This is a genomic window from Lentzea sp. NPDC059081 (assembly GCF_042738015.1).
GTDB lineage: Bacteria > Actinomycetota > Actinomycetes > Mycobacteriales > Pseudonocardiaceae > Lentzea.
Map to the genome: position 1 here is coordinate 12,670 of NZ_JBHYGW010000047.1, position 26,729 is coordinate 39,398.

The window sequence follows — 26,729 nt, forward strand, 5'->3', positions numbered from 1 at the left end:
CCGGAGACTAGGAGCCGCCGAGCGCGTCCCGCGACCGAGTTTCCGGCTTGCGCGCGAACGGCAACGACGTCGCCTCCGGCGCGTCCACCTCCATCAGCCCCGACGCGATCGCCACCGCCCGGTCCCACTCGGGGTCCGACGTGTAGTCCGAGTGCGCCGACACCCCGGACCGCCACCGCCTGCCGGGGAACGGACCCCGCTGCGGGTCCGGCAGCCAGTGGTCGCCGCCGAGCACCAGCGCACCCGTCGGTCCGCGCAACGCCGGTGCCAGCGCACCTTCGGTCCCGTCGGCGCGGTAGCCGGCGCCGAGCAGCATCCCGTCGAACACCTGCCGCCGCCACGTCATCACCGCACCTCCCAACGGGTCCGTGCCGCGGCACAGCGCGCGCCAGCGTCCGTCGAGCCCACCGGCCAGCTTCGCCAGCGACGCGTGCGGCACCACGGCGGGGAACGCCCGCGGGTAGGCCCACTGCAGCTGCGATCCCGCCGTCAGCAACCCGATCCGCTCCCGTTCGTACGGCGGCAGCTCCTCCAGCAACCGCGCGGCCGCGACGGCCACCAGCAGCGAGCCCTGTGAATGTCCACAGAGGACCACGCGGGTGCCAGGGTCGCGCAGGTGGTCGCGGACGCGCTCGACCAGTTCCGGCACGACCTTCAACGCGTAGCAGGGCGGCACGATCGGGTGCGCCTCGCGTGGCCAGAACTGCGCGATGTCCGCGATGATCCCGAGCCGGCGACCGGACTCCGGCTGCCGCGCCGCCAGGTAGACGGCCCGCAGCAGCGACACGGCGAGCAGACCGAGCACGCCGACGCCGAACGCGGAGAACGGCGCGAGCCACGTGGCCGGTGCGACGTTGCGGACGCGCAGGACCGTGGCCACGACCGCGCCGACGACCAGCACCGACGCGATGATCAGGATCAGGTGGTGGCCGTGGTTGCGTTCCCAGCGCGCCCACCACCACGCCCGCGTCGCGGTCCGGAGGTCGCGCATCCGGCCGGAGTGCAGCAGTGACGCCTCACGCGCCCACACCTTGCCCTTGCGGAACGCCCGCCACCGCACCGCGCCGGTGAACGATGCCACCGCGAACGTGCTCAGCAGTCCGAGCGCACCCGCCACACCCCACAACAGGGTGATGTAGTCGTACCCGACGGGTAGATGCAGCCCGGAGCCCAGCGCCTTGCGCACCGGCAACGCCACGCCCGCGCCGAAACCGCCGCCGAGCAGCCCCGCGATCGCCAGCACCGGCGCGGAGAACCACCCGCCCGCCCACGGCCGCAGCTCGCGCGGCAACGCCTTCCACGCGCCGCGCGCGAGCAGTGCGGCGGGCATCAGCAGAAGTCCGAACAGCACCAGCACGAACGCCATCAGCAACGCCACGACCTGCACGGTCACGTCCGCGCCCGGCACCCTCAACGGCAGCTGCTCCTGCAGCGCCAGCGTCGTGAGGACCAGCAGCACCGACAGCACCAGCAACACCCGGCGCGGCTTCTTGCCCAACGCCGCCCGCAACCACCGCCCGCCGCGGTGGGGAGCGCCGCCCGTCGGGTCGTCGAGGAGCAACACGCCGAGCACCGACACGCCGATGAACACCAATGAGGTGACCCACGCCACGGTGATTGCGACGCCCATGCCGCCCGACGCCGTGAGTTGCTTGAGCGGACCGCCGAGCGCGATCAGCGCCGTCACCGCCAGCGCCGCGATGACGTGCAACGACCGCAGCGCCGGCGTGTCCGGGTCGGTCGCGACGTGCGCGCCGGGCAGTCCGGACGCGGGCTGCTGCTCCTTCTCCTCCGCGTCGGCGATCTCCCGGCGTTCGATCCGCCAGTCGACGTGCGAGATCCGCCGCATCACCGCGATCACCGCGACGATCGGCAGCAGCCCGAGGAACGTGCGGAACCACCCGATCGAGCGGACGTCGTCCGGGATGCTCGACAAGCACGCGGTGCCGGGCCGCAGGCACTGGGCCGCCAGCAGGTCGAGGCTCACGACGGAGATCTGCGCGACCAGCAACGCCGTGAGCAGCAGCGCGAACACCCGCAGCAGCGACCGCAGGCCGATGCCGAGCAGGTGGGCGGGCAGGTTGCGCTCGGGAACGGGCGGCAGCATCCAGTGCGCGACGTTCGCGATGCTGAACGGGAAGAGCAGCGCCCAGGTGGCCTTCGCCACACCCCCGGACGTCATGCCACCCCACAGGTAGCCCTCGACCACGCGGGGGATGGGACGTCCCTCGGTCTGCAGCACCGGTCCTGGCGCCGGCCTGCGGAGTCTGTCGGCGGGGCGCACGATGCGCCCCAGCCCGTCGCCGGCGACGTCCACGGCCGCGACGGCGTCGACGAGCGTCTGCGGCGTCGTTCCTTGGACGCCGTGCACCCGCAGCTCGACGACACGTGTGTCCGGGCCGGCAATCAACACCGGAGACCTCCCTCACCCAGAGTAGGGGTCATAGTGGTGCATGAATGGGCGGTATGGTCGGACGACACCCTCTCTGAAGTGCCTTGGAGGACTTCGCAATGACCGCGGACCGGTTGCAGACCCGCAACGGCATCGACTTCGCAGTGGCCGACCTGTCGCTCCACGAGTTCGGTCGCAAGGAGATCCGTCTGGCCGAGCACGAGATGCCCGGCCTGATGGCGTTCCGCCGCGAGTACTCCGGGGTGTACCCGCTCAAGGGCGCCCGCATCTCCGGATCGCTGCACATGACGATCCAGACGGCTGTGCTCATCGAGACCCTCGTCGACCTGGGCGCCGAGGTGCGCTGGGCCTCGTGCAACATCTTCTCGACGCAGGACCACGCGGCCGCGGCCGTCGTCGTCGGCCCCTACGGCACGGAGGAGGAGCCCAAGGGCGTCGCCTGCTTCGCCTGGAAGGGCGAGACGCTGCCGGAGTACTGGTGGACCGCCGAGCAGATGCTCACCTGGCCCGACGGCAAGGGCCCGAACATGATCCTGGACGACGGTGGCGACGCCACCCTGCTCGTCCACAAGGGCGTCCAGTACGAGGCGGCCGGTGTCGTCCCGTCGGCCGAGGACAACGACTCGGAAGAGTGGAAGATCATCCTCGAGACGCTCCGCGCGTCGCTCGCCGCCGACGGCAAGAAGTGGACGAACATCGCTTCCGGCATCCGCGGCGTCACCGAGGAGACCACGACGGGCGTCATGCGCCTGTACCAGCTGGCCGCCGCCGGTGACCTGCTGTTCCCGGCGATCAACGTCAACGACGCCGTCACCAAGTCGAAGTTCGACAACCGCTACGGCATCCGCCACTCGCTGATCGACGGCATCAACCGCGGCACCGACGTCCTGATCGGCGGCAAGGTCTGCGTCGTCGCGGGCTACGGCGACGTCGGCAAGGGCGCCGCCGAGTCCCTGCGCGGCCAGGGCGGCCGGGTCATCGTCACCGAGATCGACCCGATCTGCGCCCTGCAGGCCGCCATGGACGGCTACGACGTCCAGCGCCTCGAGGACGTCCTCGACCGCGCCGACATCATCATCACCACGACGGGCAACAAGGACGTCGTGATGGTCGACCACATGGCGCAGATGAAGCACCAGGCGATCGTCGGCAACATCGGCCACTTCGACAACGAGATCGACATGGCCGGCCTCGCCCGCTACCCCGGCATCCGCCGCAACAACATCAAGCCGCAGGTCGACGAGTGGGTGTTCCCCAACGGCCGCTCGATCATCGTGCTGTCCGAGGGCCGCCTGCTCAACCTCGGCAACGCGACGGGCCACCCGTCGTTCGTCATGTCGAACTCCTTCTCCAACCAGGTGATCGCGCAGATCGAGCTGTTCACCAAGCACGAGGAGTACGACAACGAGGTCTACCGCCTGCCCAAGGTCCTCGACGAGAAGGTCGCCCGCATCCACCTGGAGGCGCTCGGCGGCAAGCTCACGAAGCTGACCAAGGACCAGGCCGAGTACATCGACGTCGACGTCGAGGGCCCGTTCAAGGCGGACCACTACCGCTACTGAGTGGTTGTGACAGGTTGTTTCCAGGGGCCTCCCGCGCGCGGTGCGGGAGGCCCCTGTTTCATGTCCGTCGTGGGATTCTTCGGCACCTATGCGTTCGAGAACGGCGAGTGGAAGACCCTCTCCGAGGGCGAACTGCCGCCTTTGTCCGAGCCTTCGCTGTGGATCGACATCCACGACAGCGACATCACCTCGGTCGTGTACGCGCCCGCCGGCCCTGGTAGCGGCGTCGCATACCTCGGGCTGACGCCGCGCACGTACTTCGAGAACCCGAACGCGTCCGACCCGACCGACGTGCTGCGGGAGGCGTCCGGGCTGGCCGCGTGGTGGGCGTTGGTGTCGTCAGGGTCGGACGTCGTGGCCAAGCAGGCCGAGATCCTCGGGTTCCTGGCGGAGGACGAGAACCCGGACGAGTTCGAGTGGGACGAGTCGGAGGACGTCGACGAGATCGACGACGGCGAGGTGTTCGTCGAGGTGAAGACGAAGCGGTTCCTCGCCGCGCTGGACCTGCCGCTGCCTACCGAACTCCGATGAACCCCTGCCAGGCCTCGACGCTGAAGCTCAGTTCGGGGCCGGCGGTGTTCTTGGAGTCGCGGACGCGGACGACCTGGGCGAACGCCACCTCGACGCAGTTGTCGTCGACCTCGTCGCCGCCGCTGTAGCTGCTCTTACGCCAGGTGAAGTCTCCGGCCACTGAGGTCCTCCCGCGATCGACTGGCGAGATCCGCCACCATCGTTCGCGATTCTTCCTCACTCACAGCGAGCGCATCCAGGCGTGTGAAGATCGACTTGCAGCGTTTGACGCCAACCTGGTCCTGAACGAACACCTTGGCCAGGTCAGAGTGCGTGTACGCCACACTGTCGCGCTTCTCGAACTCCCAGAGCACGTAGTTGGCGAGAAGCACTCCAGCCGGACCACTCGCCGCCGGCACGATCCGAAGCGCGTGTGTGCGGAAGAGCAGCTTCTTGAGCTGAGCTTCCATGACGGCGCCATTGCCCACCTTCAATCGCAATGCGTTCTCGTGGAGGTAGAAGGTGCAGTCCGGTCGGTCGTGCCGCCGCATGATCGCCTGTCGTTCCATCCGGAAGCGGACTGCAGCTTCGACCAGTTCAGGAGCCAGCACGCCACGAGCCTCGTACAACGCCCGTGCGTAGTCCTCGGTCTGCAACAGGCCAGGGACGTACGTCAGGTCATAGCTGGTGATCGCATCGGCGGCCGACTCAGCCATCGCCATCGTGCGCAAGTTGTCCGGTACCTGCACGAAGTAGGTCGCGAACGCCGACCGGTACCTGCTCAGGAAGTCCAGGATGAACTCCTGGCTGCGACCACACCGCCCCAGGTACTGGATGAGGTCGATCTCGGTCGCCCGCACCTTCCCGTTCTCGATGTTCGACACCTTGCCCGGATCCCACCCGAGCATCCGGGCGATCTTGCGCCCGCGGAACGTCGTGCAGCGCTCCCGCACCTGTCGCAGCTCGTCGCCCAGGTCGCGGCTGTAGGGAGTGGACGGATCGCCGATCATGCACAACGACGCTAGGTGATGGAGAAGCACCAACATCGTGCCCAAACGGGTGGAATCGCGATTGACGTCCGGGTTTTACTGACCACGTGCGGACGACCATCATCAAGAAGACCCTGCGCGTGCCCACTTCGGACGGTGCGCCGGGTGACGGCGCCGCCACCGCGCGCCAGCTGGACGCCGCGCTGCTCAACTCGGGCTTCAAGGCCTCGCGTGACCTGCTCGAACACGTCGGCGGCCTGGCCGGTGCCGAGGAGTTCGCGGCTGAGGTCGTTCGCGCGGTCAAGGACCTGATCGGTGCGCGCGGGCAGCACAACCCCTATTTCAAGGAGTTTCCGCACAACGTGCCGGACACGCTCGCGTTCTGGCGTGAGTGTCTGCGTGATGCGATCGAGAAGGGTGTCGAGCCGACGAACAACCTGCTCGACCTGCCCATGTACGGCCGTGTGCAGCACACGTACGAGGAGATGCTGCAGGCGCATGACCTACTGATCCCCTCGCTCAAAGACCGCGTCACGGTCGTGCACCTCGGTGGCACGCTCGAAGAAGAAGTGCAGCTGCTGTTCGAAGAGCTCGCGTCGAGCCCGATCCCGTTGAACGAGAGCGACAGGGCAGTGCTCGGTGAGCTGGCCGTGCTCTGCCCGGACGCGAAGGTGGAGGTGCCGGTCCGGGAGAACCGGGCGGTCCTCAACGCGGCACGGCTGGTCGCGCAGCGGCCGCTCGAGGACGTCGACACGGTCACCGACGTGCTGCGGCTCGCGGCGGAGGCGTCCGGGGGAGATGTCACGCTGGCCGAGCCGACGCGGTTCCGGTCGTTCCGCCGGCCTGAGCGCAGGGCGTTGCTCAAGGCGCTCGACGAGGTGAGCGCCGCCAAGTTCGGCGACGTCAACCGGCACCGCGAGGCGTGGAAGCGGCTCGGGGAGAGGCTGCACCCGCACGAGCACCCGTTCGAGAACGCGCGGGACGTGTTCGCGGTGGCGCGCGGGGAGAAGGTCGCGCGGTCGTTCGCCGGGCAGGTCGAGATGGCGTTCGCGGAGGGTGACGTCGACCGGGCCGTGCAGGTCCTCGCCAACGCGCCGGGCCTCCTGCTGCGGCAGGTCGACCGGCTGCTCCGCAACGGCGCGCGGGACCTCGCCGGGCACGTCGCGGTGGCGGTGCCGGAGGTGTCGAGCCGCGTCCTGATCTCGTTGCTGGAGCACCTGGCGAACCGCGCGACGCCGGACACCGCCCGCGTTTTCGCGTCGCGGCGGCGCAGGGTGTGGATCGCGGACGACGAGCGCGCGCCGCTCGACCCCGGTGCCGTCGCGGAGATCACCGAGGTCGTCGAGAACGAGCTGGTCCGCCGGCTGCCGGAGTACTCCGAGCTCCTGGTCGACGCCGAGGTGCTCGACGTCGTCGTGCCCGTCTCCGGGACGGAGGAGGGCTTCGGCGTGCTGCCGCGCGGGTCGAAGCTGTCGTTCGACGGCGACGTGCTGCGGTTCTTCGTGCACTGGCGCCAGCAGGCCAAGCGGACCGACTACGACCTGTCCGCCCTGCTGCTCGACGAGAAGTTCGAGTACCAGGGGCAGGTCTCGTGGACGAGCCTCAAGCTCGGCGGTGCGCACTACTCGGGTGACGTCACGGACGCGACCGACGGCGCGACGGAGTTCATCGACGTGCACCGGAAAGCCTTGAAGGCCAAGTACGTGGTGCCGCAGGTGAACATCTACTCGGGGGAGGCGTTCGACGACGTCGCCGAGTCGATGTTCGGGTTCATGAGCCGCGACCTCGACCAGATGGGCAAGCCGTTCGAACCGAGCACGGTCCGGATGCGGTCTTCCATGCGCGGCAAGGGGAAAGTCGCGCTGCCGGTGATGTTCGAACGGGAAGGCGACACCTGGTCCGGCACGTGGCTGCACCTCTACCTGCGCGGAACGGCGTGGGGCAACCGGATCGAGGAGAACCGCGACATCGTCAAGCTGATCGCGTCGGCGTCGTTGCGGCGCAAGTACTTCACGGTGGCACGGGTGAAGGACCTGTTCGCGCGCAAGCAGTCCACAGAGGACGCTCCGAGGATTCGCATCGGGCTGACGCAGGACGAGACCGGCGGCGTCACGACCGTGGCGGAACTCGGGAAACTACTGTCGGACTGAAGCCCTTCGCTGCTAACGTGAGCGGTGCGAGGCCATGAGGGAGCTTCCTTCTAAATCTGGAACCGGAATGCTCTTCGGAGCGCCGGTCTTTAGCCCCCTCGCCTTCCTCGCACCTCCGCTCAGGGGACGTGTGTCCGCGAAATGCGCGGACCACGTCGCTCGGGTGTCCTCTGGGGACGCCCCAGACACCGGGGCTTTTCCGAACGATCTAGCTCCACTCGACGGCGATGCCCGCGATCCCCGGCCCGACGTCGCCGAAGTACGCGCTGACGACGCCGCCGAGCCCGCACACCAGCTCCTCGACGTCGACCGGCGTGGCGTCGGCCGAGGCGCGGAACTGCTTCATGCACCGCGCGGGCATCGCACGTCGGTGGAACGAGAGCTGCACCAGGTACGAGCCGCAGACGTCGCGGAACGTGCGGTGGCTGCCCACCGTCGAGCCGCCCGTGTCGTCGACGATCGTGAAGCTGAAGACGTGCTCCTCGCCCGCCGCGAGCCGCCGGTCGAACAGCAGCTCGACCGCCATGTTGCGGGAAGCGCTTTCCCGGCGTAGCCGGCCCTGCCGGCAGCCCTCGCCGGCGCGCACGAGGGTGTTCTCGATCAACGAGCCCTCGTCGCCGCGGTGCACGGCCAGGTATCTGTCCGGACCTTGGCGCACCGCGCGCACGACCAGCCGTGTGGTGATGGAGCGTTGTTCGCGGTGCATGCCGATCTGCACGGTGTCGTGCACGGACAGCACTTCGAGATCGGCGTTGCCGCGTGCGGACTCCGGTACGGAGTCGAACGTCGCGAGCAACGGCGCGGGGTCCGGCCAGGTGGCCACCGGTCGGGGCGCGTAGGTGTTCGCGGTGCGCGGGCCGATCAGGTCCAACAAGGACGATGGCGGCAGACGCAGCACGGACTCCAACGCGCGCACGGTGCTGATGGCGCGCGGCACCTCGGGATGACGCAGTCCTCGTTGCCAGTACGACAGGGTCGACTGACCAACTTGGACACCGAGTTGTTCCAGGTGAGCGCGCAGCCGTGCGAGCGAGAGGCCACGGTGGGCGATCGCCTCGCGCAGTGCGCGGTGGAAAGGCCCGTAGCGCAGCGTCTCGGCGAGAGGGGTCGGCAGACCCCCGGTCGGGGTACCGATCGGCTCGTCGACCGATCCGGCGTGCCCGGAATCCGCGGCCACCGCGGCACCTACCCTTCACACACGCGCCGTGTGACTGTTCACCGTAGTCACTCGTTCTGGTGATCGAAAGATCGGATTTCGCCCGTGTGGGGGATGGGCAGCGGCCGTGTGAGTGGTCGGAACCGGTTCCGTCTACTGTGCGCGCGTGGGAAAGCTCGTAGTGATCGAAGGTCTGGACGGTGCCGGCAAGCGCACGCTCGCCAACGGGTTGACCGAGGCGCTCGCCGCCGAGGGCAGGACCGTGGCGACGCACGCGTTCCCGCGCTACGGCGTCAGCGTGCACGCTGACCTGGTCCGCGACGCCCTCTACGGCAAGGTCGGCGACCTCAGCGACTCCGTCTACGGCATGGCCGTGCTCTACGCGCTCGACCGGCGCGGCGCGGCCGACGAGATCCGCAAGGACCTGGAGGAGCACGACGTCGTGCTCCTCGACCGCTACGTGGCGTCCAACGCCGCCTACAACGCCGCGCGGCTGCACCAGGACGAGACCGGCGAGTTCGTTGAGTGGGTGCGCGAGCTGGAGATCGAACGCTTCGGGCTGCCCGTCCCCGACCTGCACCTGCTGCTGCGGGTGCCCGTGGAGGTCGCCGCCGAGCGGGCCGCCAAGCGCGAGCAGGACGACGACTCGCGGACGCGCGACATTTACGAATCCGATGGCTCGCTGCAGGCGCGGTGCGGGGTCGTTTACGACGGATTGGCGAACGTCGGCTGGCTCGCTCCGTGGCAAGTGGTCGACGGGCGGTCAAACGTGAACTTTTCTTCGCTTCTGGGACCGCTCTTCACTCCTTGAGTGGTCGCTCACGTGCGTACCGGTTGACACGATCGTGTGTTCACCCCGTCACTGTGAGTGTATAGGAGATCACGATTTGAAGCGTGTACTGCAGCGTCCCCCGGTCGGCGTCGCCCGTACGGCGGTGCTGATCGCTGCCGCCCGTGCACAGGAGCAGCGACACCTCCACCGCCTCTTCGACGACCCGCTGGCCGCCGGGCTCGTGCGGGCCGCGGGGTCCGCGAGCGACCTCGGCGGTGTCCGCGACCTCGCCGGCGACCACTTCGTCCTGCGCACCCGCTACTTCGACGACGAGCTGCTGGCCGCCGCCCGGCCCCAGGTCGTGGTCATGGCGGCGGGCCTCGACACGAGAGCGTTCCGCCTGCCGTGGCCGCCGGGCACGACACTGTTCGAGCTCGACCTGCCCGAGCTGGTCGAGTTCAAGGAGGACGCGCTGCGCGAGCTCGGCGCCACGCCCCGGTGCGACCGCGCCACCGTCCCGGTCGACCTGCGCGACGACTGGCCCACCGCGCTGATCCACGCGGGCTTCGACCCGAACAGGCCCGCGGCGTGGCTGGTGGAGGGCCTCTTCATGTTCCTGCCCCCGGACGCGGGCGGGAGGCTGCTGCACTGGGTCAGCGCGCTGTCCGCCCCCGGCAGCACGCTCGCGCTCGAACACGTCAACCGCGCGTTCCGCGACCTGCCGCAGATGAGGCCGGTGCACCAGCGGTTCGACGCGCTCGACGCGCGCTGGCAGTCCGACGTGGAGGATCCCGTCGCGTGGCTCGACGCCTACGGCTGGGACGCCACCGTGACGCACCAGGTCGATCTCGCCGCCCGGCACGACCGCGCGGTCCCCGCGATCACCGACCCGCGGAAGGTCGGCGACGCGCGCATCTGGCTCGCCTCGGCCGTCCGCACGGCCTGAGAACGCCTGGTAACGAAAGGTGTTCGTCGCGCGGTTACTCCCGCGACGAACTGGGCGAATCGGGGCGAGGTGGGGCACGTGGAACGACAGTTCCGGCCGGTGACCGAACGAGCGCACACCGCCACCAGCGGCAACGGAGCCTGGGCGGTGCGCGAACGCGCGACCGGGAGTGCGACGATGTTGAGTATGAAGGCACGCGTGCTCGTCGTCGATGACGACCCCGCCCTGGCGGAGATGCTGACGATCGTGTTGCGCGGGGAGGGCTTCGACACCGCGGTGGTCGCCGACGGTGCCCGTGCCCTGCCCGCGCTGCGCGAGCTCAAGCCCGACCTCGTGCTGCTCGACCTGATGCTGCCGGGCATGAACGGCATCGACGTCTGCAAGGCGATCAGGTCCGAGTCGGGCGTGCCGATCGTGATGCTCACCGCGAAGAGCGACACGGTCGACGTGGTGCTGGGCCTCGAGTCCGGTGCGGACGACTACGTCGTCAAGCCGTTCAAGCCGAAGGAGCTGGTCGCCCGCATCCGGGCGCGCCTGCGCCGCACGGAGGCCGAGCCCTCCGAGGTCTTGCAGATCGGCGACCTCACGATCGACGTCCCCGGCCACGAGGTGCTGCGCGAGGGCAGGCCGATCCAGCTCACGCCGCTGGAGTTCGACCTCCTCGTCGCGCTCGCCCGCAAGCCGCGCCAGGTGTTCACCCGCGAGGTGCTGCTCGAGCAGGTGTGGGGCTACCGCCACGCCGCCGACACGCGCCTGGTGAACGTCCACGTGCAGCGGTTGCGTTCGAAGGTCGAACGGGACCCGGAGCACCCCGAGGTGGTGTTGACTGTCCGCGGCGTCGGGTACAAGGCCGGCCCTCCGTGACAGGTGGCGTATGAAGTTCGTTCGGCCGGTCGTCGCGAAGGCGCGCTTCCTCGTCGAGGAGGCGCGCAAGCGATGGGCCGCGTTTGGTGACCTGTGGCGTCGTTCGCTGCAGTTGCGCGTCGTCGTCTCGACGCTCGCGTTGTCCTCCGCCGTGGTCTTCGTGCTGGGCATGGTGCTGCAGATGCAGATCACCAACCAGCTGCTGAACACCAAGGACGAGGCCGCGGTGCGCCAGGCGATGGCCTCGCGCAACCTGATCCAGTCCGACCTGGTGGGTCTCAACCCCGGTCCGGACAGCGTGCAGACCCGGTTCACCAGCGCGATCAACAAGCTCGCCGTCGGCGGTGCCGGCACGGACGCCACCACGGCGGGGGCCGGCGCGTTCGAACCGGTGCTGGCCGACGGGCTGAACTCGAGCGGCGGCGGCCGCGTTCCCTTCGTCGGGCCGCTGGAGGACGTTCCCCGCGGGCTGCGGGAGATGGTCGAGAACGGCGACGAGGGCACCCAGATCCACACGGTGCAGCGCGACGGCACGGCCACCACCCTGTTCGTCGTGGGCCTGCCGATGAGCACGTCCGCTCGCTCGATGCAGCTGTACCTGATCTTCCCGCTGACCGCGGAGCAGCGCACGGCCGAGGTCGTGCAGTCGACGCTCGCGGTGGGCGGCATCGTGCTGCTGGTCCTGCTCGCGCTGATCGCGAACCTCGTGACGCGCCAGGTCGTGCGGCCCGTCCGGCAGGCGGCCGAGGTCGCCGAGAGGTTCGCGGACGGCGTCCTGCACGAACGCATGCACGTCGTCGGCGAGGACGACGTGGCACGCCTGGCCGAGTCGTTCAACGAGATGGCCGAGTCGATCCAGGCCCAGTTCAAACAGCTGGAGGAGTTCGGCCAGCTGCAACGCCGCTTCACCTCCGACGTCTCGCACGAGCTCCGCACGCCGTTGACCACCGTGCGCATGGCCGCGGACGTCCTGCACGCCTCGCGCGAGCAGTTCCCCGCCGGTCTCGCCCGGTCCACCGAGCTGCTGGTCGACGAGCTCGACCGGTTCGAGTCGCTGCTGGGCGACCTGCTGGAGATCTCCCGCCTGGACGCCGGCGTCGAGGAGCTGACCGCCGACCAGGTGGACATCCGCGTGCTGGCCCGCCGCGCGCACGACTCGGTGCGGGCGATCTCGACGAGCGCCAACTCGCCCGTCGTCCTGGACCTGCCGGAGTCCGAGCTCGTCGCGGAGCTCGACTCCCGCCGCGTGGAGCGGATCCTGCGCAACCTGCTCGCGAACGCCATCGACCACGGCGAGGGCCAGCCGGTCGAGCTCACCATGCGGGGCAACGACAACGCCGTCGCGATCACCGTGCGGGACCACGGCGTCGGCCTGCGCCAGGGCGAGGCGGAGCTGGTGTTCAGCCGCTTCTGGCGCGCCGACCCGTCGCGCAACCGCCGCACCGGCGGCACGGGCCTGGGCCTGTCGATCTCGCTGGAGGACGCGCGTCTGCACGGCGGCTGGCTGGAGGCGTGGGGCGAACCGGGCCACGGCGCCGTGTTCCGCCTGACGCTGCCGCGCAAGCACGGCGAGGAGCTGCGCGGGAGTCCGCTGCCCCTGGCGCCCGCCGGGATCGCCGTCGCGCCCGTGACCGCGGTGGACGAGCCGGTCGTGGCGGAGGAGCCTGAAGAGGTCGAGCTGAGGCCGGAGGAGATCACCTGGCAGCCGGCGCAGCCCGTGGACGGGTCCGAGCCGGACGACGAGTCCGAACCGGACTCCACGCCCGAGTCGTCCCCCGCTTCGTCCTCGGGGTCGGCTTCAGGTTCGTCGTCGGCGTCGGCTTCGAGAGAGGTTTCGGAGGAAGTGCGGTGAAGCGGCTGTCGTTGCTGGTGCTGGTCCTCGTGACGCTGTCGGCGTGCGCCGCCATCCCCACGAACACCCAGCCGAAGCCGATCGGCACCAAGGACGGCAAGTCGTCGAACACGGTCAACGCGCCCGAACCGCGGCAGAACATCGACCCGTTCATGCTCGTCCGCGACTTCATCGACGCCACCTCGAACCCCGAGAGCGACTTCGCGGCCGCCCGCGCGTTCCTGACGTCCGAGGCCAACCAGAAGTGGGACACCAAGAACCCCACGATCATCGACACGACTTTCGCGACCGTGCCGACGTCCCAGCTGCCGCAGACGGCGCAGGACAAGACGCAGACCGTGCTCCTGCAGGGCAAGTACGTCGGCCGGCTGGGCAACGACAACTCGTTCGTGCCGCGGCTCGGTGACGTCTCGCAGGTGGTGAAGCTGGAGCGCAACAGCGAGAACCAGTGGCGCATCTCCGAGCCGCCGCCGGGCGTCTACATGCCGCAGAACCAGTTCATCACCAACTACCGCCGCGTCACGCTCTACTTCTACAACCCCGAGTTCACCGTGCTGGTGCCGGACCCGCGCTACGTCGTGATCCCGCCGGCCACGAGCATCCCCACCCGCGTGACGGAGCTGCTGATCAAGGGCCCCGGCGACGCGGTGCGCGACACGCTGGTGAGCGCGCTCGGCCCGGACACCGACGTCTTCTCGGAGACCAAGGAGTCCGACGACGGCGCGATGGAGGTCAACCTCACCAAGGTGGGCAAGGACCTGACGCCCGAGAAGAGCAAGCAGATTGTGGCGCAGATCGTGAAGTCGTACTCCGGCGTCACCTCGTCGCGCGTGCGGGTGCTCGTGGACGGCCGGCAGATCCTGCCCGACCAACGCGACTACCGGCCGTCCGACGTGGCGGCGACCGCGGGCGAGTCGTTGCTGGCGTTGAACGCGAACCTCCAGGGCATGCTCGTGGTGGACGGGACCATCCGCTCGCTGACCGACGGCAACCCGGTCAAGGGCCCGGTGGGCAACGGCGCCTACAACGTCACGAGCGCCGCCCAGTCCCTCGACGGCTCCCGCCTGGCGGTGGTGACGCGCGAGGGCGGCAGGACCCGCCTGCGCGTCGGCGAGGCGGAGCAGGACCTGTCCGAAGTGGACCTGCCGGCCACCTCGCTGACCCGCCCGACGTGGCTCATCTCCACCGGCCCGAAGGAACCCGGCAGCGAGGTCTGGACAGCCGTCGACGGCACCTCGGTGGCCCGCGTGACCCGCTCGGACGGCGGCTGGACCGCCAAGGGCGTCAACATCACCGACGTCACGCCGTTCGGCGCGATCAGCGACCTGCGCCTGTCCCGCGACGGCACCCGAGCCGCCCTGGTGATCGCGGGCAAGCTCTACGTGGCCTCCGTGGTGCGCAACAACCAGGACGTGGCCCTGCGCTCACCCCGCCAGGTGCAGCCCTCGACGCTCGGCTCGGCCGTGCAGTCGATCGACTGGCTCTCGCAGGACGTGCTGGTGGTCTCCTCCTCCCTGCCGGCGCTGCCGGTCACCAAGGTCTACGCGGACGGCTACAAGCTCGACCGCTACAGCCAGTCGAACCTGACCGTGCCGGTCGGGTCGGTGGCGGCGGCGCCCGCACGTCAGGTGCAGGTGATCGATCCTTCGGGGTTGTGGTCGGCTTCGGACATCACCGACGTGTGGCGGTCGAGCGGGATCCGGGTGTCGTCGGGGGCGCTGGTCTTCTACCCGGGCTGAGGCCCGGGGGAGGGAGGCGCGGCCGGCGTCGGCGGGTGCTGACGGGTCGGCGTTGACGGGGTTGGCATGGCTGGGTCGGCGCGGGCCGGGGTTGCGCTGGTGCTGCCTGAGGCTTGCGCGGCAGGGGATGCGCGGGCTGGGTCAGGGCGGCTGATCACTTGAAGGGCGTGCGGGGTTGTTCCTGCTTGCCTTCGGCATCGCTTGGGGCCTCGGCTTCGCCATTGGCGTCGCCACTCCGGTGACCGCCGCGCTCCCCGTCGGCCACCGCGTCCGTTGCTGCACCCGCCTAGCAGCCTCAGGTGGCGCGGTTGTTGGTCCCGTCGAGGTGGGCACGGCGTGGCGGAAGCGGGCCTGCCCAAGACGAGCGCAGCGTGACTGAGTGAGACCTCCGTGGTGGGAGCTCTTGCTGCCGCACCCACCCCGCAGCCTCAGGTGGCGGCTGTTGGTCCCGCCGAGTGGGCACGGCGTGGCGGAAGCGGGCCTGCCCAAGACGAGCGCAGCGCGACTGAGTGAGACCGCCGTGGTGGGCGTTCGTGCTGCCCCACCCGCGCTTGTCGCCCGAACCTGTTGCCCGCGCCTGCCGTCCCAGACCTATCCCCGCGCCTACTGGCCCGGCTGATGCGGCCTGGCCGACGTCAGCACCACCACCGCGTGCGTCCTCACCCCGGCCCCGCGCAACGCCCGCACGCACGCCGCGGCCGTCGCCCCGGTCGTGATCACGTCGTCCAGCAGCACCGTGGTGCCCGGCGGCGGCCGTCCGCAGACCTCCACCCGCCCGGCCAGGTTCCGGCGCCGGCCCCCGGCGGTCAGGCCGACCGAGTCCACCACGCCCGGCCGCAACCGCAACACCGGCGCCACCGAAGCGGTCTGCACGGCCTCGGCGATGCGCAGCATGTGGTCGCCGCCCCGCTCGCGAGCGGCACGGCGGCGGGACGGGGCCGGCACGAGGGTCCACGGGCCTGGGCCCACGGCCACCAGAGCGCACGCCACGAGAGCGCCGAACCAGGCTGAGAGCGCTCGTGCGCCCCGTTCCTTGAAGGCGAGGACGAGTTCCCGTGCGGCGCCTTGATAGGGCGCCAGCGTCCACACGGGCGGGCCGACACCGGGGACCTGGATCGGCTCCGGCGGGCCGAAGCTCGCGAGGCACGTGGCGCAGCAGGCGGTGCCGCGGTGGCCGCAGCCGGCGCATGTGGACGGCAGGAGCAGGTCGAGTGCTGTCATGGGTCCAGGATGGCGACGGGGTCTGACAGAAAATCGCGGTCGGTTCGGGGAAGCGGGGCTTTCGGCGCCGGGGAGGCCTTTCGGCACCGCCCACAAGAGTGAAGTTCCGGTTGCGTTGTCGATCTCCACAGGGGACGCACCACGCGCAACGCTCCTGTTCGGCACCACTTCTGTGACGACGAACCAAGATCCTTTAACTCGTTTCGACCCGTTTGTCCCAACGACTGTTGAGGCGGGGTTTCAGAACTGCGGAGTCCCGCCTTCCGCGCCCTGTGCGGGTGCCCCGCCCCGCTCGGCTGTGCCTCCTGGGATGACCCGCCAGGCGGTCCGTCACACGCCGGATGAGTTAACGATTATTCACATGTCGATCTGACCAGCGGTTATTCAAGTAAATACCGACGAACAGAGTACGGCGGTTGATCAACGGTCTTGTCCGGCAATGGGCGAAATCCGCCGTTCAGCCGGGCGTGACTGCCTCGTGATCGGGCTTCGGCACCGATCAGTTCTGTTGAAAGAAGGGCCGTCCGGTCTCACCGAGTGGTTCGGAATCGATCTCTTCCAGGTTTCGGGAACATGACGCGGGGGTCGCCCGTTGGCTGGGTATGAGCCCGCGACAGGAGCCGTTCGACGCAGCGAGGATGCCGTCGAGCGTCCGTCGCGGGCTGATCCGTACGGGTGAGCGAGGGGTCTGGCCGTTCGGTTCGGCGCACGCTCGGGAAACGTCTGGCAACGCGCTGTCGTCGCGCTGCGTAGTCACCAAAAAATCTCGTCGTTCCCCCGGCAAGGGGGCTTACGCGACGGTGAATCCCAAGCTAACGTGCACCGCTATCAGCGTTCCCGGCCCTCGGGGAGGAGGCGAACAGCCCATGACCCTGGCGCCGTGAGAGCTGCGGAGGACGACCCTCCGCGACACATTCCGCGATCGTTGATCGCCACGGCGCTCTGAATCAGTCCAGCCAAAGCTCGCAGCAAAGCGAGGGAGGTCGTGTATGGACATCGTCGTTAAGGGCCGCAACGTCGAGGTGCCCGATCACTACAGGGTGCACGTCGCCGAAAAGCTGGCCCGGCTTGAGCGCTACGACCGCAAGGTCATCCGCTTCGACGTGGAGCTTTTCCACGAGCCGAACCGCCGACAGTCGAAGAACTGCCAGCGGGTCGAAATCACCGGCAAGGGACGTGGACCCGTGGTCCGTTCCGAAGCCTGCGCGGGTGACTTCTACGCCGCGCTCGATTCTGCGGTCGCGAAGCTCGAGAACCGTCTGCGTCGGTCACACGACCGCAGGCGCGTCCACCACGGGGCCCGCGCCCCGATCTCGGTGGCCGAAGCGACAAGCGGACTGGGTGAACCGTCCGCCGGCGAGAGCATGACGTCGCGCCGCGCGAAGACCGCGGTGCTCGACGCACCCGAGGCCGAACCCGAGTACGAGGGCATGGCGGAAGTGCCCGCGCAGCGGTGGGACGACGGCCTCGAAGACAAGTTGCCCGGACGCGTCGTACGCGAAAAGGAGCACGCCGCCAAACCGATGACCGTCGACCAGGCCCTCTACGAGATGGAACTGGTCGGACACGACTTCTACCTGTTCGCCGACACCGAGTGCGGACGCCCCAGTGTCGTCTACCGCCGGAAGGGGTTCGACTACGGCGTGATCAGGCTCGCCTGACCCGCTGACCCCCGTTCCTTCGACCGCCGCCGCCCCGCACCCCTCGCGTGCGGGGCGGCGGCGTGCGTCTGCCGGGAGCAGGGACGTCACGCCAGGAGGCGCGAGCCGTCCGGCGGTGGCGTGCGTCTACCGCCACCCGGACCCATTTCCGCGCCCGGATGTTCACCGTCAAGGTGAAGTTGGCCGGACCAGGAACCTTCCGCCGGTCCTCCTGCGTTCTCCACTCCAGTAGCCGAGCTGGGGGCAAGGCCACAGGCGAGCGGTGGAACTGCACAGAAGCGGCACCTGACCTGCGCATACCAGGTCGGGCGCCCCAATCCGCCTGTGTCCGTGCACACATCTTGGCGACTTGCCTACGATGGGCAGGGGAAAGGCGTCCGACGAGGGCGCGCCGCGATACAGGTGATGAGGTCTATCCAGATGGTGCTGTCCCGACTGCTCCGCTCCGGCGAGGGCAAGATGCTCAAGCGCCTCCGCAACATCGCCAACGCCATCAACGGGCTGGAAGATGACGTTGTCGACCTCTCCGACGCCGAGTTGCGCGCGAAGACCGACGAGTTCAAGCAGCGCTACGCCGACGGCGAGTCGCTCGACGAGCTGCTGCCGGAGGCGTTCGCCGTCGCTCGCGAGGCCGCGAAGCGCACCCTGGGTCAGCGCCCCTACGACGTGCAGCTCATGGGTGGCGCCGCGCTGCACCTCGGTCAGATCTCCGAGATGCGCACCGGTGAGGGCAAGACGCTGACCTCGGTCATGCCCGTCTACCTCAACGCCATCGCGGGCCAGGGCGTCCACGTCATCACCACGAACGACTACCTGGCCAAGCGCGACGCGGACTGGATGGGCCGCGTGCACCGCTTCCTCGGCCTCTCCGTCGGCGCGATCCTCTCCGAGATGACGCCCGAGCAGCGCCGCGCGTCCTACAACTCGGACATCACCTACGGCACGAACAACGAGTTCGGCTTCGACTACCTGCGCGACAACATGGCGTGGAGCCTGGACGAGTGCGTGCAGCGCGGCCACTACTTCGCGATCGTCGACGAGGTCGACTCGATCCTCATCGACGAGGCCCGCACGCCGCTGATCATCTCCGGTCCCGCCGAGCAGTCGGCGCGCTGGTACACGGAGTTCGCCCGCCTCGCCCCGCGCATGCGCGGCATCGACGTGACGCAGCTGTCGCAGAAGGACCGCCTCGAGGTCATCGAGGAGAAGTCCAAGTCGTACCACTACCAGTACGACGAGAAGAAGCGCACGGTCGCCGTCACCGAGCTCGGTGTGGAGTTCATCGAGGACCAGCTCGGCATCGACAACCTGTACGAGGCCGCGAACACGCCGCTGGTGGGCTACCTGAACAACGCCCTCAAGGCGAAGGAGCTCTACAACCGCGACAAGGACTACATCGTCCGCAACGGTGAAGTCATGATCGTCGACGAGTTCACGGGCCGCGTGCTCGCCGGCCGCCGCTACAACGAGGGCATGCACCAGGCCATCGAGGCCAAGGAGAACGTCGAGATCAAGGCGGAGAACCAGACCCTCGCCACGATCACGCTGCAGAACTACTTCCGGCTCTACGAGAAGCTCGGCGGCATGACCGGTACCGCTGAGACCGAGGCGGCCGAGTTCCACCAGACCTACAAGCTGGGCGTCGTCCCGATCCCGACGAACCGCCCGCCGCAGCGCAAGGACATGCCCGACCTCGTCTACAAGAGCGAGGAGGCCAAGTTCGACGCGGTGGCCGACGACATCGCCGAGAAGCACGAGCAGGGCCAGCCGGTCCTGATCGGCACGACGAGCGTCGAGCGCTCGGAGTACCTGTCGAAGCTGCTGGTGCGCAGGGGGATCCCGCACGAGGTCCTGAACGCGAAGCACCACGACCGCGAGGCTCTGATCATCGCGAAGGCCGGCCGCAAGGGCGCCGTCACGGTGGCCACGAACATGGCCGGTCGCGGTACCGACATCGTGCTGGGCGGCAACCCGGACATCATCGCCGACCACGAGCTCCGCGAGCGCGGGCTCGACCCGGTGGAGACGCCGGAGGAGTACGAGGCCGCGTGGGCCAAGATCGTCGAGGACCTGACGATCCAGGGCAAGGCGGAGGCCGACGAGGTCCGCGAGGCCGGCGGTCTCTACGTGCTCGGCACCGAGCGCCACGAGTCGCGCCGCATCGACAACCAGCTCCGCGGCCGCACCGGCCGTCAGGGCGACCCCGGTGAGTCGCGCTTCTACCTGTCGCTGCAGGACGAGCTGATGCGCCGGTTCAACGCGTCCATGGTCGAGATGGTCATGACGCGCCTGAACGTGCCGGACGACGTGCCGATCGAGCACAAGATGGTCACCCGCGCGATCCGTAGCGCGCAGACCCAGGTCGAGCAGCAGAACTTCGAGATCCGCAAGAACGTCCTCAAGTACGACGAGGTCATGAACCGCCAGCGCACGGTGATCTACGCCGAGCGCCACCGCGTCCTCGCCGGCGAGGACCTGCGCGACCAGGTCGAGCACATGATCGTCAGCGTCGTGGAGGAGTACGTCAACGGCGCCACGGCCGACGGCTACGCCGAGGACTGGGACTTCGACAAGCTCTGGACCGCCCTCAAGACCCTCTACCCGGTCTCGCTGGACCCGAAGGAGCTCCTCGAGTCCGACGAGGACGTCACCCGCGAGTACCTGCGCGAGCTGCTCGTCGAGGACGCGCTGAAGGCCTACCGCGACCGCGAGGCGGACATCGACGGCCGGGTCGGCGAGGGCGCGACCCGCGAGCTGGAGCGCCGCGTGCTGCTGTCCGTCCTGGACCGCAAGTGGCGCGAGCACCTCTACGAGATGGACTACCTGAAGGAGGGCATCGGCCTGCGCGCCATGGCGCAGCGCGACCCCCTCATCGAGTACCAGCGCGAGGGCTTCGACATGTTCAACGCGATGCTCGACGCGTTGAAGGAGGAGACCGTCGGCTTCCTGTTCAACCTGCAGGTCGAGGCCGCCGAGCCGGAGCCCGCGCAGCCCGAGGTCCCCGTGACCCTCGCCGCGGCCCCGCAGGCCCTGCCCCAGGTGAGCTCGGGCTCGCAGAGCGGCGCACGGGCCCGTGCCCGCGCGGCGGCAGCGGCCCAGCAGCAGGCGCAGCAGCAGGCCCAGGCCCCCTCGGGCCCGGCCATGGCGCAGCTGGCGAGCGGCAACGCCATCCCGCCGGCCCTGCGCGGCAAGGGCCTCGGTGGCCCCGGCCAGCAGAACCTGAGCTACAGCGGCCCGGCCGAGGACGGCGGCGTGGACCAGCACGGCGAGTCGAACGGCGGCGGTGGCCAGCAGGGCGGCACCCGCAAGGAGCGTCGCGAGGCTGCCCGTCAGGCGGCGAAGAACCAGCGCCGCACTCGTTGATCCGAAGGCACCGCTGATCTGTTGACGCTGTGGGCCGCGTTCCTCCGGGAGCGCGGCCCACGCGCTTGTCCGGGTCACTCCAGCACCGCGAACGCGGTGAGCCACCAGCGTCCGCCCCGGTGCTCGGCCCGTGCCGCGACGGCCAGCACGCGCTCGTCTCGTCGCACGGTCACCGAGATCTCCGCGACCAGCCGGCACGGGTGGCAGACCCGGGGCGGTCGAAGCATCCGCGTGCTGCGTGCCCGCACCAGCGCCGCGAGCCGTCCCGCGAGCGGCGGGACCGCGATCTCCCGCAGCAGCCGTGCGGTCCGTCGTCCGTCGAGCACCTCCAGGACCACACCGACCAGGCGGACGGCGTCCAGGGCGGGCGACGGCGGTTCCGGCTCCGGTACCCACACGGGCCGCGGGCGCGGGCGCGGCCGTGGGATCAGCCCGACCCCGACCGGGGGCTCGTAGGCGGCGAGGCGGCGAACGACAGGCGGCATGCCGAACCAGGCGCGCCGAAGCCGTGATCAGGACACGAGCCACTCGAAAGTGGGTACCGTCCTCAGGGTGCTCAAGGCTCTGGTGCTCGACTACGGCGGCGTCCTGACCGACCCCGGTGAGGACAACCCGCCCGAACCGCCGTTGCTCACCGCGCTGCGCGAGGTGAAGCGGCACGGGTTCAAGACCGCGCTGCTGTCCAACGCGGACGACTGGTGGCAGCCGCCCAAGGTGTTCGAGGGGCTCTTCGACGTCGCGATCCTGTCCGGCGAGGTCGGGCTCGCGAAGCCGGACATCGACATCTACCTGCTCGTGGCCGCCAAGCTGGACCTGGAGCCGGCGGAGTGCGTCTTCGTCGACGACCTCGCCGTCAACGTCCGGGGCGCGGCCGAGGCGGGCATGGTCGGCGTCCACCATCGGTCGACGCGGTCCACCCTCGAGGAGCTGGAAGTCCTGCTAGCGGTCGCGCTCCGCGATTGAGGGTTCACCCCGCAGCGTAATTGCTCGCTATTCGTCCGCCGACTACGTTCAATTCGTACGCCAGTCGAATGCATAGGGGCGAAAATGCGAAGAATTGTCGCTTGTGTTGCGGTCGCCATTGCAGCCACGGCAATTGCATCACCCGCGCAGGCGCAGCAGGAGCGCGGGTGCTACGAGGACTACCTGCGCGACGGACGCAGCGTCGAGGTCTTCTGCGACGAGGGCAGGCCGGGCCGGTTCCGGGCCGTCGCCCACTGCTCGAACGGGCTGGGCGTGTGGGACCAGTACGGCAGCATCGGCCGGGTCAGGGGCGAGTCGTCGCTGGCAGTGTGCACCTCACTGCTCGGCTACCCCCGAGTGACCGGCTATCACATCGACTGGGTCTGAGCGCGCCGCACGAGCTCGAAGCAGAGCACGGCCGCCGCTGACGCCACGTTGAGCGACTCCACGCCCGCCGCCATCGGAATCGACAACCAGGAAGTGATGTGCGGACGCACGTCATCGGTGATTCCGGCGGTTTCGCTGCCGAGCACGAAAGCGGCCCGCCCGCCGAACGAGGCGGAATAAATGGTGTCGGAGGCGTGGGAATCGAGCGCGTAGAGGGGATATCCCGAGGCGCGCAACAATGCCGAGGCCTCCGCCGAGGTGCCGCAGCGCAGAACAGGCGCTCGGAAAGCCACTCCGGCGGAGGCCTTGACCACGAGCGGGTCGATCGACGCGACGCCCCGGCGCGGCACCACGATGCCGTCGATGCCCGCGGCGGTCGCGGTCCGCAGGATCATGCCGACGTTCGCGGGCGTCGTGATGCCGTCGAGCACCAGCACCGACCGCATCGAACCCTCTTCCAACGCCAGCGCGAGCGGCTTCATCCGCGGCGCGACGACGTCGGCGAGCACGCCCTGGTCCTGCTTGCCGTTGCCCGCCAGCACCTTCACGCGCTGGGCCGTCGCCCGCTGCACCTGAACGCCGCGGGAACGCGCCGCGTCGAGGATCTCGCGCGCCGCCGGGCCGCGGGCGGTGTCGGCGAGCACCACCTTGTCCACCGACAGCGCGGGGTCGTCCAGCGCCTCCAGCACTGGCTTGCGGCCGTAGACGGTGACGAAGCGGTCCTTGGGCGAGATCTCCACGCCAAGAGCGTGCCAGACGGCCGTCCCGGCTCGGCCAACCGGCAGTCGCACCATTCCTGAACAGCGCGAATACCGGCATTCGTACGTGTTTTTCCTGCGGTACAAGCGATTTCGCGCGTAGCGTTGATGGCCTCCGCCGCGGAATCGAGGTCGCCATGACCGCTCACCAGCACGAACAGGGCCCGAGGCCGGAGCACGTCGCCAACTGGTCGGCGGACACGCTCGACGTGGGTTTCGGTGACGGCATGGGTCTCGCGATGAGGATGCTCGGCGAAGCGGCCGCGCTCCTGATGTCCACCCAGGTCAACGACCGCCGGGTCAAGCTGCTCGGCGAGAACGTCTTCGACGACGACTTCATGGGACCGCCTCCGGTGATCGGCGGTTGAGATTGGCTCGAACGGGTGAAGAGTCCGACTAGAGCCTTTCGGCCCTTGTGCTTCGGATCATATCGATGATGATCGTCACATGACGGCAGGTATGCGCAGCGTCGCGCAACGTCAGCACCTCGCGAGCGGCCAGGACTCGGACGTGTTCATCCGGTCCGACGGGCTGCTCGTCAAACGCACGCGCACCGGTCGTGACCTGCGCCGCGAGGCCGAGATGATGGTGTACCTGAGCGGTCACGGCATCCCCGTCCCGCGCGTGCACGAGGCCACCGCCGACGAGCTCGTCATGCAGTACGTGCCCGGCCCGCGGATGTCCGAGGAGATCGGCCGCAAGCCGTGGCTCGCCGGCAGCCTCGGCCGTGAGCTCGCCGACCTGCACCACCGGCTCGACGTCATCGCGGCGCCGGACTTCCTGAGCGGCGAGGGCCACCTCCTGCACCTCGACCTGCACCCCGGCAACGTCGTGCTCGGCCCGGAGGGTCCCGTCGTGCTCGACTGGGCGTCCGCGACCAAGGGCGACCGCCGCCTCGACGTCGCGCTCAGCTGGGTGTCGCTCGCCGTCGCCCGCCTCGCGCCGGTCAAGAAGCTCACGCGGTGGCGGTTCCTCAGGACGTTCATGGCCAACGTCGACCCGAAGGCACTCGAGGCGATCCCGGAGGCCGCGCGCATCCGGCTCGAACGCCACGACCGCGATCCGGCCGAACGCGCCGCGCTCGAGAAGTTGATGGACCGCGAACGCCACTAGGGTGGTGGCATGCCGGACCGACTGTCAGCGCTGGACGCCTCGTTCCTGTACCTCGAGGGCTCCACGACGCCGATGCACGTCGGCGGAGTGGCCGTGTTCCGACGGCCCAAGGCCGGCTTCGACTACGACAAGCTCGTCGACCTCATCGAGCAGCGCCTGAGCCTCGTGCCGCGCTACCGGCAGAAGGTCGTGCACGTCCCTGGCCGCATCGCGCGCCCGGTCTGGGTCGACGACCCGGACTTCGACGTGACCTACCACGTGCGCCGGTCCGCCCTGCCCAAGCCGGGCAACGAGACGCAGCTGCACGACCTGGTCGCACGCCTGATGTCGCGCCCGCTCGACCACTCCCGCCCGCTGTGGGAGATCTACCTGGTCGAGGGGCTCGCGAAGAACCAGGCCGCCGTCATCACCAAGACCCACCAGGCCATGGTCGACGGCATCGCGTCGCTGGAGATCGGCCAGGTCATGCTGGACGTGTCGCCGTCGCCGCGCACGAACGTCGAGAACCTCTGGATGCCGCAGCCGGAGCCCAGCTCGGTGCAACTGGTCGCCGACGCGGTCACCGACATCGTGCAGCGCCCCGGTGAGCTGGTGGAGAACGTTCGCAGCGCCGCCCTCGACACGGTCAACACGGTCGAGAAGGTCTTCAACGCGTTCGGCATCCTCGCCTCCGCCGTGAGGACCGCCGCGACCCCCGCACCCGGCACCCCGCTGAACGTCCGCATCAGCTCACCGCAACGCCGTTTCGCCGTAGCGCGCGCTCAGCTCGATGACCTGCGCACGATCCGCAAGGCACACGGCGGCACCGTCAACGACGTGGTGCTCGCAGCGTTGTCAGGTGCACTGCGCAACTGGCTGCTCAGCCGCGGCGAGAACGTCACGGGCAGCACCACGATCCGTGCGATGGCTCCTCTCTCGGTGCGCGAGGCCGACCCGGACTCGGGCAACAACGTCAGCGCCTACCTGGTCGACCTGCCCGTGGGCGAACCGAACCCGGTGGTCCGCCTGCACCACGTGTCGCACGCGATGCGCGCCCACAAGGAGTCCGGCCAGTCCGTGGCCGCCGACGCGCTGGTCAAGGTCTCGGGCTTCGCACCACCGACCCTGCACGCCATGGGCGCGCGGGCGGCGTCGTCGTTCTCACGCCGGCTGTTCAACCTGATTGTCACCAATGTTCCCGGCCCGCAGGTGCCGCTGTACGCGGCGGGCGCGAGAATGACCGAGATCTTCCCGGTGGTCCCGCTGGCCAAGAACCAGGCACTGGCCATCGGGGTGACGTCGTACGACGGCGGTGTTTACTTCGGGCTGAACGGCGACCGCGACGCCATGTCCGACGTGGACGTTCTCGCGAGCATGGTCGAGGAGTCGGTGGAGGAACTGATGGGGACGGCGAGCGCATGAGGGTGTACATCCCGGCCACGGTGTCGATGCTGCGCACCTTCGTCGACGACGGCGAACTGACCCCGATCGGCGGCACGGCCTTCGCCCTGACGCCGGCCCTGCGCGAGTCCTACGCGGCCGGCGACACCGAGGAGCTCGAGTACGCGGCCATGCTGGACGCCGCCCGAGCCTCGCTGAGGCTCCTGGCGGGCGACGAGAAGACCGAACCCCGCCGAGCCGTGCTGGCAGTGGACGTGGACGACGTGACGCTGCGCCCCGACCTCGACTTCTCGGTCGTGAAGGTCGCGGGCCCGGTGACGCTGAAGGCCGTCGCCTCGGTGCACATGGACACGGCCGAGGCCGAGGACGACGTGCGGGCAGCGGCCGACGTGGTGGACGCGGCGGACCTGGGCGACCCCGACGCGGAGTTCGCGCTGGGAAGCGCGGAGGACCACGAGCTGGCTTGGTACGCGCCGCAGGAACTGCCGTTCGTGCTGGAGCTGATGTAGGGGCCGCAGGCCGGGGCAGGGTGGGGCCGGGCGGCGCGGACGGCGTGGATGTGCTGCTCGGCGGTGGCGAGCGGAGGCTGACGCAGGCTCACGCAAGGGTCCCCTCGCGTGCAGGATCCCCCGCGACCCAACCTACTCAGGGGGTCTGACAAGTCGGCCGGACTGACCTTCCGCATACGCCAACGGCGAAGCCGAGGCCCCAACCAATGCCGGAGGCGAGGCGCAACAACCCCCGCGCTCCAACCGCGATGCCGAAGGCGAGCCGTGTAGGCCCTTGCGCCGATGGGTAGCGGTGCACCCACTCGTGGTTTTGCGATTGGGGCTTGACTTTGGGTGCGAGGTGCTACCACTCGTGGATCGGCCGGGTGCGGAGCATCCGGCCTTTTCCCGACGAACGGAACACCCGTAAGGGCCACACAGG

Annotated in this window: 23 protein-coding genes; 16 read left to right on the forward strand and 7 right to left on the reverse strand. The window is 69.4% G+C overall.

The genetic code is table 11. From position 1 onward, the window contains the following. Positions 1–7 precede the first annotated feature (7 nt). Positions 8–2,413, reverse strand: coding sequence for a hypothetical protein (locus tag ACFWV3_RS43820; protein WP_382419939.1), 2,406 nt, complete (start codon positions 2,411–2,413; stop codon positions 8–10). 98 nt (positions 2,414–2,511) lie between these two features. On the opposite strand from ACFWV3_RS43820, the gene ahcY reads away from it, so the two are divergent. Together ahcY and ACFWV3_RS43830 are read left to right on the forward strand one after the other, a co-directional pair. Further along, a complete protein-coding gene (gene ahcY, locus ACFWV3_RS43825; RefSeq protein ID WP_382419941.1) occupies positions 2,512–3,975 on the forward strand; it encodes an adenosylhomocysteinase in 1,464 nt (487 codons plus the stop codon). A 60-nt stretch (positions 3,976–4,035) separates the two neighbouring features. After that, complete coding sequence (locus ACFWV3_RS43830; RefSeq protein ID WP_382419943.1) at positions 4,036–4,506, forward strand: hypothetical protein; 471 nt, start codon at positions 4,036–4,038, stop codon at positions 4,504–4,506. Here the strand turns inward: ACFWV3_RS43830 and ACFWV3_RS43835 are convergent. Together ACFWV3_RS43835 and ACFWV3_RS43840 are read right to left on the reverse strand one after the other, a co-directional pair. Then, positions 4,490–4,666: a DUF397 domain-containing protein gene (locus tag ACFWV3_RS43835; protein ID WP_382419945.1), complete on the reverse strand. Its 177-nt coding sequence runs from the start codon at positions 4,664–4,666 to the stop codon at positions 4,490–4,492. The two genes, ACFWV3_RS43830 and ACFWV3_RS43835, sit on opposite strands and share 17 nt — an antisense overlap. Further along, complete coding sequence (locus tag ACFWV3_RS43840; RefSeq protein ID WP_382419947.1) at positions 4,641–5,495, reverse strand: DUF5753 domain-containing protein; 855 nt, start codon at positions 5,493–5,495, stop codon at positions 4,641–4,643. Before ACFWV3_RS43840 ends, ACFWV3_RS43835 begins: the two co-directional genes overlap by 26 nt. An 86-nt stretch (positions 5,496–5,581) precedes the next feature. Between ACFWV3_RS43840 and ACFWV3_RS43845 the strand changes: the two genes are divergently transcribed. After that, a complete protein-coding gene (locus tag ACFWV3_RS43845) occupies positions 5,582–7,624 on the forward strand; it encodes a hypothetical protein (protein WP_382419949.1) in 2,043 nt (680 codons plus the stop codon). A 208-nt stretch (positions 7,625–7,832) separates the two neighbouring features. On the opposite strand, the gene ACFWV3_RS43850 is transcribed toward ACFWV3_RS43845, so the two are convergent. Beyond that, positions 7,833–8,801 carry a helix-turn-helix domain-containing protein gene (locus ACFWV3_RS43850; RefSeq protein ID WP_382419951.1) on the reverse strand — a complete coding sequence of 323 codons (969 nt, stop codon included), beginning with the start codon at positions 8,799–8,801 and terminating at the stop codon, positions 7,833–7,835. Between the two features lie 145 nt (positions 8,802–8,946). Here ACFWV3_RS43850 and ACFWV3_RS43855 point away from each other — a divergent pair, with 145 nt between their 5' ends. The 5 genes from ACFWV3_RS43855 (at position 8,947) to ACFWV3_RS43875 (ending at position 14,953) form a co-directional block, all read left to right on the forward strand. After that, positions 8,947–9,591, forward strand: coding sequence for a dTMP kinase (locus tag ACFWV3_RS43855; protein ID WP_382419953.1), 645 nt, complete (start codon positions 8,947–8,949; stop codon positions 9,589–9,591). 76 nt (positions 9,592–9,667) lie between these two features. Next, positions 9,668–10,498 carry an SAM-dependent methyltransferase gene (locus tag ACFWV3_RS43860; protein ID WP_382419955.1) on the forward strand — a complete coding sequence of 277 codons (831 nt, stop codon included), beginning with the start codon at positions 9,668–9,670 and terminating at the stop codon, positions 10,496–10,498. Positions 10,499–10,684: 186 nt separating this feature from the next. Further along, the gene (gene mtrA, locus ACFWV3_RS43865) at positions 10,685–11,362 is read left to right on the forward strand and encodes an MtrAB system response regulator MtrA (protein ID WP_030471262.1); all 678 of its coding nucleotides are present in this window, start codon (positions 10,685–10,687) and stop codon (positions 11,360–11,362) included. Between the two features lie 10 nt (positions 11,363–11,372). After that, the gene (gene mtrB, locus ACFWV3_RS43870; RefSeq protein WP_382419957.1) at positions 11,373–13,214 is read left to right on the forward strand and encodes an MtrAB system histidine kinase MtrB; all 1,842 of its coding nucleotides are present in this window, start codon (positions 11,373–11,375) and stop codon (positions 13,212–13,214) included. Continuing rightward, positions 13,211–14,953: an LpqB family beta-propeller domain-containing protein gene (locus ACFWV3_RS43875; protein ID WP_382419959.1), complete on the forward strand. Its 1,743-nt coding sequence runs from the start codon at positions 13,211–13,213 to the stop codon at positions 14,951–14,953. The genes mtrB and ACFWV3_RS43875 overlap by 4 nt, the downstream gene beginning before the upstream one ends. Positions 14,954–15,556: 603 nt before the next feature. On the opposite strand, the gene ACFWV3_RS43880 is transcribed toward ACFWV3_RS43875, so the two are convergent. Then, on the reverse strand, positions 15,557–16,174 hold the full coding sequence (locus ACFWV3_RS43880; RefSeq protein WP_382419961.1) for a ComF family protein: 618 nt from the start codon (positions 16,172–16,174) through the stop codon (positions 15,557–15,559). Between the two features lie 989 nt (positions 16,175–17,163). Between ACFWV3_RS43880 and hpf the strand changes: the two genes are divergently transcribed. Together hpf and secA are read left to right on the forward strand one after the other, a co-directional pair. Next, positions 17,164–17,835: a ribosome hibernation-promoting factor, HPF/YfiA family gene (gene hpf, locus ACFWV3_RS43885; protein ID WP_382419963.1), complete on the forward strand. Its 672-nt coding sequence runs from the start codon at positions 17,164–17,166 to the stop codon at positions 17,833–17,835. A gap of 420 nt (positions 17,836–18,255) precedes the next feature. Then, on the forward strand, positions 18,256–21,198 hold the full coding sequence (gene secA / locus ACFWV3_RS43890) for a preprotein translocase subunit SecA (protein ID WP_382419965.1): 2,943 nt from the start codon (positions 18,256–18,258) through the stop codon (positions 21,196–21,198). 74 nt (positions 21,199–21,272) lie between these two features. Here the strand turns inward: secA and ACFWV3_RS43895 are convergent, their stop codons facing one another. Then, positions 21,273–21,683: an Rv3235 family protein gene (locus ACFWV3_RS43895; RefSeq protein WP_382419967.1), complete on the reverse strand. Its 411-nt coding sequence runs from the start codon at positions 21,681–21,683 to the stop codon at positions 21,273–21,275. A gap of 67 nt (positions 21,684–21,750) precedes the next feature. Between ACFWV3_RS43895 and ACFWV3_RS43900 the strand changes: the two genes are divergently transcribed. Both ACFWV3_RS43900 and ACFWV3_RS43905 read left to right on the forward strand, forming a co-directional pair. Next, on the forward strand, positions 21,751–22,161 hold the full coding sequence (locus ACFWV3_RS43900) for an HAD-IA family hydrolase (protein WP_382419969.1): 411 nt from the start codon (positions 21,751–21,753) through the stop codon (positions 22,159–22,161). Between the two features lie 84 nt (positions 22,162–22,245). Then, the gene (locus ACFWV3_RS43905) at positions 22,246–22,548 is read left to right on the forward strand and encodes a hypothetical protein (RefSeq protein WP_382419971.1); all 303 of its coding nucleotides are present in this window, start codon (positions 22,246–22,248) and stop codon (positions 22,546–22,548) included. On the opposite strand, the gene ACFWV3_RS43910 is transcribed toward ACFWV3_RS43905, so the two are convergent. After that, a complete protein-coding gene (locus ACFWV3_RS43910; RefSeq protein ID WP_382419973.1) occupies positions 22,530–23,288 on the reverse strand; it encodes a TrmH family RNA methyltransferase in 759 nt (252 codons plus the stop codon). The two genes, ACFWV3_RS43905 and ACFWV3_RS43910, sit on opposite strands and share 19 nt — an antisense overlap. Before the next feature lie 155 nt (positions 23,289–23,443). On the opposite strand from ACFWV3_RS43910, the gene ACFWV3_RS43915 reads away from it, so the two are divergent. The 4 genes from ACFWV3_RS43915 to ACFWV3_RS43930 all read left to right on the forward strand — a co-directional run bounded on the left by ACFWV3_RS43915 (position 23,444) and on the right by ACFWV3_RS43930 (position 26,308). Further along, positions 23,444–23,674 (forward strand): hypothetical protein, encoded by a 231-nt coding sequence (locus ACFWV3_RS43915; protein ID WP_382419975.1) that lies wholly within the window; start codon positions 23,444–23,446, stop codon positions 23,672–23,674. 79 nt (positions 23,675–23,753) lie between these two features. Further along, a complete protein-coding gene (locus tag ACFWV3_RS43920; RefSeq protein ID WP_382419977.1) occupies positions 23,754–24,419 on the forward strand; it encodes a phosphotransferase in 666 nt (221 codons plus the stop codon). Between the two features lie 9 nt (positions 24,420–24,428). Continuing rightward, on the forward strand, positions 24,429–25,820 hold the full coding sequence (locus ACFWV3_RS43925) for a wax ester/triacylglycerol synthase family O-acyltransferase (protein WP_382419979.1): 1,392 nt from the start codon (positions 24,429–24,431) through the stop codon (positions 25,818–25,820). Then, positions 25,817–26,308 carry a DUF6912 family protein gene (locus tag ACFWV3_RS43930; RefSeq protein WP_382419981.1) on the forward strand — a complete coding sequence of 164 codons (492 nt, stop codon included), beginning with the start codon at positions 25,817–25,819 and terminating at the stop codon, positions 26,306–26,308. The genes ACFWV3_RS43925 and ACFWV3_RS43930 overlap by 4 nt, the downstream gene beginning before the upstream one ends. Positions 26,309–26,729 lie beyond the last annotated feature (421 nt).